This is a genomic window from Collimonas sp. NPDC087041, from assembly GCF_044745265.1.
GTDB lineage: Bacteria > Pseudomonadota > Gammaproteobacteria > Burkholderiales > Burkholderiaceae_D > Collimonas.
Genome location: NZ_JBIUZX010000009.1, coordinates 160,994 through 173,157, shown reverse-complemented (window position 1 = coordinate 173,157; position 12,164 = coordinate 160,994). Strand labels below are relative to the sequence as shown.

The window sequence follows — 12,164 nt, the reverse complement described above, 5'->3', positions numbered from 1 at the left end:
CGAGGAAAAAGGAGGACGCGGCGCCTGCCACGGCGCCAGTACCGGCAAAGCGGCACACTGGCTGAAAGGCTGCCAGGGCGGCTTGCTGGTGGTTATTCATGATGCATACCTGCCTTGACGTTGGTATCGGTGGCCATCATCTTGTCCATGCATACCTGGCCGGGCTCGACGCAACGGTTGACGATCGCGTGGTACAGATCGCTATCGACAGCCGCAAAACGGCGTACCGGATCGCGTTCGCTAGGCTTTTCCAGTTCCAGGTACTCAGCGCGCTTCAGCGCTCCGCCACCGGCCTTGGCATCTTTCACCCATTGATCGAAATTTTCTGCTGTCATGCCGTGGAACTTGAAGCGCATGCCGGAGAAGCCGGCGCCGCTATAGTTCGCCGAGAAACCTTCAAACTCACCCGGCTTGTTGATGACGGCGTTGAGCGAGGTTTCCATGCCTGGCATCGCGTAGATCTGACCGGCCAGCGCAGGAATGAAGAACGAATTCATCACTGTCGAAGCGGTAATCTTGAAGCGGATAGGCATGTCGACCGGCGCAGCCAGCTCATTGACCGTGGCGATACCCTGCTCCGGATAGATGAACAGCCATTTCCAATCCAGCGCGACGACTTCGACGGTAAGCGTCTTGGTGTCGGCCGAAATCGGACGGTCTGCATCCAGGCGCGACAGCGGCCGGTACGGATCGAGGGTATGGGTGCTGATCCAGGTCAGCAGGCCGAGGGCGATGATGATGAGCAGCGGTGCGCCCCAGATTACCAGTTCGAGCTGGGTCGAGTGATCCCAGTCTGGTTCATAGCGCGCCGCGGTATTGTTTTTCCGGTAGCGCCAGGCAAACCATATAGTCAATGCGATCACCGGAATGATGATGAGCAGCATCAATAATGTGGAGACGATGATGAGGTGGCTCTGCTGTTTGGCAATGTCACCTGACGGATTCATTACCACCGTATTGCACCCGGCCAATAAAATGACGGGGAGAAGGAGCAGTCCGCGACGAACTATTAGAGAAAACATGCAGTAAAGTTCCAGTCGAAGCAAGAAAATCATGATAATGTACAACTACTGGTGTGCGTTGGCGATTGGACGTTTTGTCCTACCCTTGCAAGCGACATTTGGAAGGGGTTGGCGCACTCTCAGGCCGCAACTTACTTTGTGAGAAATGACGATCATGACCAGTATCCATATAAATAGCGAACATTCCGCCAATTTTTCGTCTCAGTCAACCGTCAAAGACGGCCAAACTACAAGGTCTGACCACCCGGAAATTGCTCCGGGCGAAATTGCGATTGGCGTGGTTATCGGCCGCGCCTCCGAGTATTTCGACTTCTTCGTCTACGCTATAGCCTCAGTGCTGGTGTTCCCGGCGGTCTTTTTCCCGTCTGAACCGCAGTTGGAAGGCACATTGTATGCGTTCGTCATCTTTTCGTTTGCTTTTTTAGCGCGACCGTTTGGCACTGTTGCGTTCATGGCAATCCAGCGCTACTTCGGGCGCGAAGTAAAGCTTACCGCCGCATTGTTTATCCTCGGCTTGTCCACCGCAGGCATTGCCTTCCTGCCAACTTATGAGCATCTGGGCTTCGCCTCGATCGTCCTGTTGTCGCTGTTGCGTATCGGCCAGGGCATTGCCCTCGGCGGCTCCTGGGACGGCCTGCCTTCCCTGCTCGCCCTCAACGCCCCGGCCAACAAGCGCGGCTGGTACGCCATGATGGGCCAGCTCGGCGCGCCGATCGGCTTCATCGTTGCCGGCAGCCTGTTCGCCTACATGCTCGCCAACCTGACGACCGACGATTTCCTCGACTGGGGCTGGCGCTATCCTTTCTATGTCGCTTTTGCAATTAACGTAGTGGCCTTGTTTGCCCGCCTGCGCCTGGTTTCGACCCCGGAATACGCACGCCTGCTCGACGAACGCGAACTGGAACCGACCAACGCCATCGAAATGACCCGGTCGCAAGGCCGCAACCTGATCATCGGCGCCCTGGCGGCACTGGCGAGCTATGCGTTGTTCCATCTGGTCACCGTGTTCCCGTTGTCATGGATCACCTTGTATTCGTTGCGCGCACCGAGCGACTTCCTGCACATCGAGATCATCGGCGCGGTCCTCATGGCCGTCGGCGTGGTCGCCTCGGGCTTGATTGCCGATCGCATTGGACGACGCACCACGCTTGGCGCCTGCGCACTGTTGATTGCCATCCTCAGCGCGTTCGTACCGACCTTGATGAACGGCGGCGAATTTGGCCAGAACGCATTTATTTTGCTAGGTTTCAGCCTGCTTGGTCTGTCCTACGGCCAGGCGGCCGGCGCAGTAACGGCAAATTTCCCTGCCAAGTATCGCTATACCGGCGCCGCATTGACTTCCGATCTGGCATGGCTGGTTGGCGCAGGTTTCGCACCACTGGTTGCACTCGGGCTGTCAGCGCACTTCGGCCTGGCCTACGTCAGCTTCTACCTGCTGTCGGGCGCCGCTTGCTCAATGGCAGCCTTGAGCCTGAATCGCGCCCTGGAAATCCGCGACTGACCTAAACTGCACTCCTACGGGGAAGCGAGTTCGACCAATGGATCGACTCCTTCCCCGGCCTAAACAAGCCTACAATCCCAGGTAAGCCTGCTGCACCGCCGGATCGTCGATCAAGGTCTTGGCAGCGCCACTGTGCACAATCCGTCCGTTTTCCATGACATAGCCGCGACTTGCGCCCGATAGGGCAAGTTGCACGTCCTGCTCCACCAGCAACACCGTCACGCCATCCTGTTGAATCGCCGCCAGCACATCCATTAGCTGCTGCGCCACCACTGGCGCCAGGCCGAGACTCATTTCATCGATCATCATCAGCACCGGCGCCGCCATCAGTGCACGTGCGATAGCGCACATCTGCTGTTCACCGCCCGACATGCTGCCGGCCAGTTGGCGCCGCCGCTCCTTCAGTCGCGGGAAAATGTCGTACATCTTGTCCAGGTCACGCGCGACGGCGGCCTTGTCCTGGCGCCGATAGCTGCCCATCAACAAGTTGTCCTGCACCGTCATCCGATCAAACAGCTGCCGACCTTCCGGCACCTGCACCAGGCCCATGCCGAAAATCTGATCAGGCATCGCGCCAACCAGTTCGCGCCCGTTCATGACAATGCTGCCGCTGCATGGCAGCATGCCCGACAGCGCGCGTAGCAAAGTCGTCTTGCCGGCGCCGTTGCTGCCGACCAGCGCCACCATTTCAGCCGGATAAATTTCCAGGCTCACGCCATGCAGCACCAGCATTTCGCCGTAGCCGGCACTCAGGTTATCGACTTTAAGCAAAGGAATGACGTTCGCCTGGGCACTCATGAACGCTTCTTTCCCAGGTAGGCCTGCACCACGACGGGATCCGACAGCACCTCATCCGGCGTGCCATCGGCGATCTTTTCTCCGTGATGCAGCACCAGCAAACGATCCGACAGGCTTTTGATGGCTTTGATAACGTGCTCGATCACCAAGATGCTGATGCCGCTGTCGCGTACTTTGCGCAGCAGATCGATGACTTCATCGATCTCGACGTGATTCAGGCCGGCCATGATCTCGTCGCACAGCAGCAGCTTGGGCTGCATCGCCAATGCTTTTGCCAGCTCCAGCCGTTTGCGCCCGGGTCCGCCCAATTCATCGGCGCGCTGATCTGAATACTTGTTCAAGCCGACGAATTCAAGGCAAGCGCGCGCCTGCTCACGCGCCTGCGCCAGCTTGGCATGGCCGCCCTCGCGCCCGAACAATGCGCCAACTGCAACGTTGTCCAGCACCGACAACCCCGGAAACGGCCGCATGATCTGGAACGTGCGGCCAATGCCGAGCCGCGCCCGGCGGAATGCCGGCACGCCGTTGATGGCAGCGCCCTGAAACAGCAACTCGCCCGAACTCGGCGCCAGCGTTCCGCTGATCAGGCTGATCAAGGTGGTCTTGCCGGCGCCGTTGGGACCGATCAGACCGAGGATTTCGCCCTGCTCCAGCGTCAAACTGACGTCATTGACGGCGATCAAGCCAGCAAAACGCCGGCTCGCATGGCGCACTTCCAGCAGCGCGCTCATAACCGATGCGCCCTGATGTTTTCGATGAAATAGCGCCAACCGCTTCGACGGAAGCGACGCAGCACATCGGCAAGGCCAAGCGGCATCAGCACCACCGCAGCCACGATCACGACGCCGAAGAACAAACCGGCAATCGCAGTCACTTCGCTCGACAGGAACTCCGAAATGGCGGACAGCGACAGTGCGCCGACGATTGGCCCCAACACGGTGCCGGGGCCGCCAAACACCGCCATGATGATCATCTTGACGTTGAGGCTGATGTCGAAGGCGCTTTCCGGATCGAGGAAGGTGATCCAGTAGGCGTGAATACCGCCGGCCAAAGCACTGAAAACGCCCGACAGCGCGAATGCCAGGACCTTGTACAAGGTCGTGTTGACGCCCATGACGGCTGCCGCCTCTTCATTTTCGCGGATGGCGATGAGCCCGAAGCCGAAGCGGCTGCGTGTCAGCCAGAAGACAGTCAACGTTGCAAGCGTCAGCAACCCCAGCGACAATTCATAGAACAATCGGTCGTTGTTCAGCGGCGGCAGGACCAGGCCGATGTTCTGACCGGCCAACCCGATATTCGAGACGATCGCCGTCATGATCTGCGACAGCGCCAGCGTAGCAATCGCGAAGTAGTGTCCCCTGAGACGCAATACCGGCAGTCCCAGCAGGACGGCGAAGACAACCGCCAGCAGTACACCGAACAGCATGCCCACGCCGAACGGCAGGTGCCATTGCACCATGGCGATGGCGACCCCATAACCGCCCAATCCGTAAAAGACCGAATTGCCGAACGAGGCGTAGCCTGCATAGCCGCCAATGATATTCCAGCCCTGCGCCAGCACCGCCAGCAGCAAGGCGTTGATGCCGAACTGGACCAGGACATCCGAGCCATACCAGGGCACGCCGGCAAACAGCAGCAGCGCGGCCAGCAGCAGGCAAATTCGCCATGTCTTCATGAAGTTTTCCCCAGCAAGCCACTCGGACGCACAACCAGCACCAGGATCAGGATGCCGAAGCTGGCGACATCGGCAAAGGTCTGGCCGATGTACAAGGCCGTTAACGATTCGACGATGCCCAGGAACAGCCCGCCGACAATCACGCCCAACGGATTATCGAGGCCGCCGATGATCGCAATGGCAAAGGATTTGGCGGTGAGCGCCGCGCCGACATAGGGATTGATCTGCGACACGGTGCCGTATAGCGTACCGGCAGCGCCGGCAAGCGCAATACCCAAGCCGAATGTCATCGCATACAGGTGACGCGGTTCGACGCCATACAGCCGTGCCGCCACCAGATTCTGGGCAGTGGCGCGAATCGCCCGTCCAAGGCGCGTATGCAACAGGAACAACCACATGCCGACTGTCAGCACGATCGCCACGCCAAACGCACCCAGGCGCGCCAGCGGCAGCACCACCGGGCCAAAAGTCAGGCTATTGCCGGCGTAGGGCGGATTGATAGTCCGAAAATCTGCGGAAAATACCAGCTGCGCCAGGTAGGTCAACACCACTTCCAGCCCGAAGGTAATCAGCAGCGTATTGAACATCGGCGCCCGGATCACCAGGTTCAGCAAGCCGCGTTGCAAAGCGTAGCCGACGCCAAACATGATGACCGCAGTGATCGGCAAGCCCAAAAACGGGTCAATGTGCGCGTAAGTGTAGAGATACCAGGAAGCGTAGGCGCCCAGCATGATGAAAGCGCCATGCGCCAGGTTGACGATATTCAGCACGCCCCAAACCAGGGCCAAGCCGAGCGCCATGACAGCGTACAGGCCGCCCAGAAGCGTGCCGTTGATCAGGACTTGTGCGAGCAGATCCACCTGGCGCCTCGATCAGCCGGCGATTTAGCGTGCGTTCCAGGCCGGCATCGGATACTTCGGTTGTTTCACAAAGCCCTTCGCACCGTAGATTTCCGCCAGGTTTTCGCCCTGCACTTGAATCACCACTTGCGGCAAATCGATCTGGCCCTGCGCGTTGAACGCGATCGGGCCGTACAGGCTGTCGAACTTGATCTTTGCCAGGGCGTCACGCACCTTCTGCGGATCGATACTACCGGCATCCTCCATGGCCTGCACCAGCGCCTCTACATCGGCAGCGCCTGAGGCGGCGTGGTAATCCGGGTCATAGCCGAACCGGGCCTTGTACTCCTTGGCGAACTGCAGCGCATCGCCAAACCAGCGATCCTTCAAGGTGGTGGATGGCAGCCAGGGTGTCATGCCGAAGGCGTAATCGGCATCCTTGCCCAAAGCCTTGCGAAAATCTTCGCTCGGCACGCCCACCGTAAACGAATACAGTTTTGGCGCCACCGCCAGGCTCTTGGCTTGCCGCACGAAATTCAGGATTTCCGTCTCATGGCCGGCGACCAGCACCACGTCGACATTCTTGCTCTTGATCTGGGATAGCAGGGAATTGAAATCCGTCGCATTGGTGCTGTAGCGCTCGTCCATCACGACGTTCAATCCGGCCTGTTTCAGCTTGGGACGGGTGCCTTCCGCCACCGACACGTCAAAAGCGTCGTCCGCATACAGCAAGGCGACTGAGCTCGGTGCCGGCTTGAGCAATTTGAGCATGTCGACGGTGCTGCCAAAGTAATTGCTGGCCGGCGCCAGGGTGCCGAATATGTAGTTGAATTTACGTGAAAAAATCTGATCCGAAGCGCCTCCGCCCTGCACCATCGGAATTTTGTACTTTTCCGACACTGCCGAATCGGCCAACGCAAAATTGCTGGCGAATGGCCCCAGCAGCAAATTGGCCTTGTCTTCGGTCACCAGCCGTGTGTATTGACGTACGCTCAGGTTGACGTCGGATTGGTTGTCGTAAAGTCTCAGCACCAGCTTGTGCGACTGGCCGCCGACCTTGGCCCCTCCCGCCGCGTTAATTTTATCGATCGCGAGTTGGTAGGCGTCGCGGTAATAGCGCCCGGTATTGGCAACCGGGCCGGTCAGTTGGACCGAGGCGCCGAGGACCACATCCTGGGCCAGGGCAGCGCCGGCGGCAAAGCAAGTGATGAGGAGGACAAACAGGCGAGATAGCAGATGTGAAGATAGCAGACGTGAACGTTGAATTAACATGATGTGCGCTTTCTTATAGGAATTGCGACTCGTGATATTCATTCAGGCTGCATGAAGCTTACTCCCGCGATCAAGCGAAAGCAAATTAATCGCCCTTGCGCGGCAGCCATTAGCCGGCAATGACGCCTTCGCCGACATGCTTGATGCGATCTGAAATTACTGCAAAATCAGCTAGAATTGGCGAGCCGAACGAGACCGGCGGTGTCCGAATATCCAATTGCGCCGGTTCGCAAGATCGCGCTGTAGATGCCGGACACACTAAACATGACTGCCGAAAGCCAGAAATTGCAAAAAATTCCAGAATGGCATGACGTTGACGATGCGGTTTTCAAGAACGAAATCATTGCGCAGTACCGGCCAGCAGTCCTAAGGGGATTTGTCAGGAAGTGGCCGGTGGTCCGGCATGGATTAAATTCGCCGGAAGCCGTTTGCCGCTATCTGCATGGATTCGACAATGGCAACCATGTCGACGCCATCATGACGCCGCCTGAGGTAAAAGGCAGAATTTTCTATCAGGGCGACATGAATGGTTTCAATTTCATGCGCAACCGGCTGCCGGTGTCGGCAGTGCTCGATCAATTGCTGCGCTACGCTCAATTCCCGGAGCCGCCGTCGGTCGCCGTACAGAGCGCCAGGATTGCGGATTGCATGCCCGGCTTTTTAGATGAAAACAAGCTGACCGCGCTTGATCCATCGATCTTGCCGCGGATATGGATAGGCAACAAGGTGACGGTCCCGGCGCATATCGACGAGGCGCACAATATCGCCTGCTCGGTCAGCGGCCGCCGCCGCTTCACGCTGTTTCCACCGGAGCAGGTAGCCAATCTGTATATCGGCCCGCTCGATTACGCCCCAACCGGCGCCCCAATCAGCATGGTGTCGCTGAACCAGCCGGATTTTCAACGCTATCCGAAATTCAAGGAAGCGCTGGCCGCCGCGCAAGTGGCGGAACTGGAGCCAGGCGACGCGATTTATATTCCGACCTTATGGTGGCATCACGTCGAATCGCTTGGGAAGATCAATATATTGATTAACTACTGGTGGGGTGGTTCGATCGGCAGCGCCGACCAACCGCATTCACCGTTCGACGCCCTCTTCCACGCCTTGCTGAATATGAGGGGCTTGCCACCGGAAATCAGGTCGGCCTGGGGCGCGATGTTTAATCATTTCGCGTTCGACGCAGACGCCGATCCGACCGCACACATACCAGCGCATCGCCATGGGGTTCTTGGAGATCTGCCGCCGGAATCGGCGGCGCAGCTGAGGAAATGGCTGGCAAGTAAGCTCCAGCCATAGTTGCGACAAGCGCCCGGACCGCTAATGCAGTGCCGGGCTTACGGGCGTTGCTGTGAATTATTGCGTATTTTATTGCGTATTTTATTGTTTATTGCGCGGGACATACCCGGTCACACGCCAGACACCGTTCGGATCGAGTTGGAAGCTGATCAATTCGAAAACCGTCGTGCCGTCCCGAAGATCGGTAGCGTAATCAATATTGGCATACAATCCTGGCGGCGTATCGCCGGCCTGCGTGTTGTAGCGAATCCGCACGACCGACGCCCATCGCCGTTGTGCTACTGTGCCAATCGTCGCTCTGGCCTGGCGGATATTCTTTACGAAGGTGTCCTTTGGAAGTTTTGCCTTGACGAAGCTGGCCGCACCTTCCCAGACATCTCCGGAACCGTCACGATCGATTTGTTGTAAGATCGTGATGCCATTCTGAATCAGCGCATCGGCTGAGCTGCCCTCCTGCGCCATGGCAGTCGTTGAAAATCCTGTAAGCAGGCAAATAAACGAGAGCAAAACAAAAATACGCTTCATCATGACATTCCTTTCGGCAGGACCGTTATTTTAATGTCGCTATTATTAACCAATCTTGGCCTGTGCACGTTGGAATTGTTTGTTATTGACTATGAATTGTGTTCAGTGCGGCAAACTATAGACAGTCTTGGGGGCGAATGCCCGGGCCGACAACAGCTGAGCCTGACTCGCCTCCAAGACACGTCAGATGGATGCGCCGGCTATCCGTGCGTACGGATAGCCGACACAACATCTTGCCTTACCAGGAATACCCAACACCGGCATTAATCAACGTACGGCTGCCGGAGGTGGTGCTGACACCGAACTTGACGATGGTGTCGCGGCGTACATACGCACTGGCGCCAATTGCCAGCGCGGTATAGCCGGCGTAGCTGCCGATACCGGCTCCCAGCGAGAATGTCTTGCCCGCTTCGACTTGCGGCAAACCTGCAAGTGCCCCTGCCATCGCAACCCCACTATAGGCCAGACGCTGCACATCACCGATTTGCGACGACACCTGGTTCAACTGCGAGACGTTGACGGCATCTGTGGCGTTGATGCCGGCGGCAACATTGGTGATCCGGCGTTCGCTGCCAGGAGCGCCAACCGAAACCGTGTTGTCCTGGCTCGCCACCGAACCGGCTCCCAATGCGACCGAATTGTTTCCGATGGCCTGGGAATTCTGTCCGATAGCGGTAGAAGAAGTCCCGCTGGCTTGCGCGTTATTGCCCAGGCTTGCAGCTCCGCTTCCCGAAGCCAATGCACGGAAGCCGATCGCCGTCGAATTAACACCCGTTGCACGCGCATTCGAGCCGTAAGCGGTAGCACCGTCCTGGGTCGCTTGCGCACACAGCCCGGAACCTGTGGCATCAATGCCGTTGACGCTGGTGCAACCGGCCACGTTTACCGTGTTGACCGCTGTCCCGCTGATGCCCCGGGTCTGTGCGGTGCCGTCCCCGTTGGAGGCGCCAATAGTAGTTCCGCCCAATGTCGCGCCGGTTTGGTTGGCGTGGTTGGATGCATTCACCAATGAAGACAATGACGTCGACAGTGAATTTGCACCGTTAGTAAGTGTAGTCAGCCCTGACGAAAGCGACGTGACCTGGCTCAAACCTGTGGACAGCGATGACAACCCGGTAGACAACGATGAAATACCTGTCGATGTCGACGTTGACAAGGAATTCACATTGCTGATCGTGCTGGACAAGCCGGTCGACAAGGAACTCACATTCGATGTGGTGCTGGAAAGTCCGGTTGACAGCGAATTGATGCTGCTGGTGTTGGTCGACAGCCCGGTCGAAGTCGAAGTCGACAACGAATTCAAGTTGCTGTTGGTCGTGCTCAACCCGGTCGACAAGGAACTGATGCCTGCCCCCGTTGCCGTCGACAGCGAGCTCAACTGTCCGTAGTTGACGGCATCGGTGGTGTTGGTCCCGGCTGCGACGTTGATGATCTTGCGTTCGCTGCCCACCGAACCTACCGACACCACGTTGCTCATTCCGCCGTCGGTCGAACCCGCGCCGAGCGCCACGGAATTCATGCCGGTCGCATTCGCGTTGGCGCCGATCGCCACCGATCCGGTTCCGGCTTTTACCGAAGCATCGTCTGACCCATTTTGCAAGCCATCCGCTTTGAAGTAATTATAGACGCCATCTTTCTGCAGATTGGATGACACCGTCGACAACGATGCGACATTGCCATTGATTGTGCTCAACCCGGTCGACAGCGAGGTTACATTGCTGTTGGTTGAGCTCAAGCCAGTCGACAGCGAAGTGATGCCGCTCGTTGCCGTGCTCAAGCCAGTCGAGGTTGATGTCGACAGCGACGTCATGTTGCTGTTAGTTGAACTCAAGCCGGTCGACAACGAAGTGATGCCGCTGGTGGCTGTGCTCAAACCAGTCGAGGTCGAGGTTGAGAGCGACGTCACGTTGCTGTTTGTTGTGCTCAGGCCGGTTGACAACGAAGTGATGCCGCTCGTTGCAGTGCTCAAACCGGTGGACGTCGATGTCGATAACGACGCCACATTACTATCGGTAGTGCTCAAGCCGGTCGACAACGAGTTGATACCGCTTGTTGCCGTACTCAGGCCAGTCGACGTCGAGGTCGACAACGACGTTACGCTGCTGTTCGTTGTGCTCAAACCGGTCGACAACGAAGTGATACCGCTGGTTGCTGTACTCAAGCCAGTCGATGTTGATGTTGACAGCGACGCGACGTTGCTATCGGTCGTGCTCAATCCGGTCGACAGCGAATTGATGCCGCTGGTCGCTGTGCTTAAACCCGTCGAAGTCGATGTCGACAGTGAGGCAACATTGCTGTCGGTCGTGCTTAGGCCGGTCGACAAGGAATTGATACCGCTGGTTGCCGTGCTCAAGCCGGTCGATGTAGAAGTCGACAACGAGGCCACATTGCTGTTTGTCGTGCTCAAGCCGGTTGAAGTCGATGTCGACAGTGAGGCGACATTACTGTCGGTTGTGCTCAGGCCAGTCGACAAGGAATTGATGCCGCTTGTTGCGGTACTCAAGCCAGTCGATGTCGAAGTTGACAGCGATGCTACGTTGCTGTTCGTCGTGCTCAGGCCAGTTGAGGTCGAGGTCGACAGCGAAGCAAGGTTGCTATCGGTCGTGCTCAGGCCAGTCGACAACGAATTGATGCCGCTGGTTGCCGTGCTCAAACCGGTCGATGTCGAGGTCGACAACGATGCGACATTGCTGTTCGTTGTGCTCAGACCAGTTGAGGTCGAAGTCGACAGCGAAGCAAGGTTGCTATCGGTTGTGCTCAGGCCAGTCGACAACGAATTGATGCCGCTGGTTGCCGTTCTCAAACCGGTCGATGTCGAGGTCGACAACGATGCGACATTGCTGTTCGTTGTGCTCAGACCAGTTGAGGTCGAAGTCGACAGCGATGCAAGGTTGCTATCGGTTGTGCTCAGGCCCGTCGACAACGAATTGATACCGCTGGTTGCTGTGCTCAAGCCAGTTGAGGTCGAAGTCGATAACGAAGCGACATTGCTGTTTGTCGTGCTCAGACCGGTTGAGGTCGAAGTCGACAGTGAGGCAAGGTTGCTATCGGTTGTGCTCAGGCCAGTCGACAAGGAATTGATGCCGCTGGTTGCTGTACTCAAGCCGGTCGATGTCGAAGTCGACAGCGAAGCAAGGTTGCTGTTTGTCGTACTCAGACCGGTTGAAGTCGAGGTTGACAGCGAAGCAAGGTTGCTATCGGTTGTGCTCAGGCCAGTCGACAAGGAATTGATGCCA

10 protein-coding genes are annotated in these 12,164 nt (G+C 57.6%); 2 read left to right on the top strand and 8 right to left on the bottom strand.

Annotated elements, in window-relative coordinates; all coding sequences use genetic code 11:
• Nucleotides 1-92: 92 nt before the first annotated feature.
• The gene (gene cyoA / locus ACIPF8_RS17220) at nucleotides 93-1,022 is read right to left on the bottom strand and encodes a ubiquinol oxidase subunit II (RefSeq protein WP_400423337.1); all 930 of its coding nucleotides are present in this window, start codon (nucleotides 1,020-1,022) and stop codon (nucleotides 93-95) included.
• Between the two features lie 154 nt (nucleotides 1,023-1,176).
• On the opposite strand from cyoA, the gene ACIPF8_RS17215 reads away from it, so the two are divergent.
• The gene (locus ACIPF8_RS17215; RefSeq protein WP_400423335.1) at nucleotides 1,177-2,523 is read left to right on the top strand and encodes an MFS transporter; all 1,347 of its coding nucleotides are present in this window, start codon (nucleotides 1,177-1,179) and stop codon (nucleotides 2,521-2,523) included.
• Between the two features lie 69 nt (nucleotides 2,524-2,592).
• On the opposite strand, the gene ACIPF8_RS17210 is transcribed toward ACIPF8_RS17215, so the two are convergent.
• From ACIPF8_RS17210 to ACIPF8_RS17190, 5 genes are read right to left on the bottom strand one after another with little or no spacing between them, the layout of a single operon-like run.
• Nucleotides 2,593-3,321 carry an ABC transporter ATP-binding protein gene (locus tag ACIPF8_RS17210; protein ID WP_400423333.1) on the bottom strand — a complete coding sequence of 243 codons (729 nt, stop codon included), beginning with the start codon at nucleotides 3,319-3,321 and terminating at the stop codon, nucleotides 2,593-2,595.
• Complete coding sequence (locus ACIPF8_RS17205) at nucleotides 3,318-4,052, bottom strand: ABC transporter ATP-binding protein (protein ID WP_400423332.1); 735 nt, start codon at nucleotides 4,050-4,052, stop codon at nucleotides 3,318-3,320. Before ACIPF8_RS17205 ends, ACIPF8_RS17210 begins: the two co-directional genes overlap by 4 nt.
• Entirely contained in the window at nucleotides 4,049-4,996 is a 948-nt protein-coding gene (locus ACIPF8_RS17200; RefSeq protein ID WP_400423330.1) for a branched-chain amino acid ABC transporter permease, read from the bottom strand. The genes ACIPF8_RS17205 and ACIPF8_RS17200 overlap by 4 nt, the downstream gene beginning before the upstream one ends.
• A complete protein-coding gene (locus tag ACIPF8_RS17195) occupies nucleotides 4,993-5,856 on the bottom strand; it encodes a branched-chain amino acid ABC transporter permease (RefSeq protein ID WP_400423328.1) in 864 nt (287 codons plus the stop codon). Before ACIPF8_RS17195 ends, ACIPF8_RS17200 begins: the two co-directional genes overlap by 4 nt.
• 24 nt (nucleotides 5,857-5,880) lie before the next feature.
• Complete coding sequence (locus ACIPF8_RS17190; protein WP_400423326.1) at nucleotides 5,881-7,107, bottom strand: amino acid ABC transporter substrate-binding protein; 1,227 nt, start codon at nucleotides 7,105-7,107, stop codon at nucleotides 5,881-5,883.
• A 264-nt stretch (nucleotides 7,108-7,371) separates the two neighbouring features.
• Between ACIPF8_RS17190 and ACIPF8_RS17185 the strand changes: the two genes are divergently transcribed.
• Nucleotides 7,372-8,403, top strand: a complete 1,032-nt coding sequence (locus tag ACIPF8_RS17185) for a cupin-like domain-containing protein (RefSeq protein ID WP_400423324.1) — start codon at nucleotides 7,372-7,374, stop codon at nucleotides 8,401-8,403.
• 81 nt (nucleotides 8,404-8,484) lie between these two features.
• Here the strand turns inward: ACIPF8_RS17185 and ACIPF8_RS17180 are convergent, their stop codons facing one another.
• Together ACIPF8_RS17180 and ACIPF8_RS17175 are read right to left on the bottom strand one after the other, a co-directional pair.
• Nucleotides 8,485-8,931 carry a DUF4019 domain-containing protein gene (locus ACIPF8_RS17180; protein WP_400423323.1) on the bottom strand — a complete coding sequence of 149 codons (447 nt, stop codon included), beginning with the start codon at nucleotides 8,929-8,931 and terminating at the stop codon, nucleotides 8,485-8,487.
• A gap of 235 nt (nucleotides 8,932-9,166) precedes the next feature.
• Nucleotides 9,167-12,164 (bottom strand): YadA family autotransporter adhesin (locus tag ACIPF8_RS17175; protein ID WP_400423321.1); only part of this gene is annotated, 2,998 nt, incomplete at its 5' end.

Excerpts from the sequence above, each read along its gene's own strand:
- cyoA (WP_400423337.1), bottom strand. The coding sequence starts at position 1,022 with ATGTTTTCTCTAATAGTTCGTCGCGGACTGCTCCTTCTCCCCGTCATT.
- ACIPF8_RS17215 (WP_400423335.1), top strand. The coding sequence starts at position 1,177 with ATGACCAGTATCCATATAAATAGCGAACATTCCGCCAATTTTTCGTCT.
- ACIPF8_RS17210 (WP_400423333.1), bottom strand. The coding sequence starts at position 3,321 with ATGAGTGCCCAGGCGAACGTCATTCCTTTGCTTAAAGTCGATAACCTG.
- ACIPF8_RS17205 (WP_400423332.1), bottom strand. The coding sequence starts at position 4,052 with ATGAGCGCGCTGCTGGAAGTGCGCCATGCGAGCCGGCGTTTTGCTGGC.
- ACIPF8_RS17200 (WP_400423330.1), bottom strand. The coding sequence starts at position 4,996 with ATGAAGACATGGCGAATTTGCCTGCTGCTGGCCGCGCTGCTGCTGTTT.
- ACIPF8_RS17190 (WP_400423326.1), bottom strand. The coding sequence starts at position 7,107 with ATGTTAATTCAACGTTCACGTCTGCTATCTTCACATCTGCTATCTCGC.
- ACIPF8_RS17185 (WP_400423324.1), top strand. The coding sequence starts at position 7,372 with ATGACTGCCGAAAGCCAGAAATTGCAAAAAATTCCAGAATGGCATGAC.
- ACIPF8_RS17180 (WP_400423323.1), bottom strand. The coding sequence starts at position 8,931 with ATGATGAAGCGTATTTTTGTTTTGCTCTCGTTTATTTGCCTGCTTACA.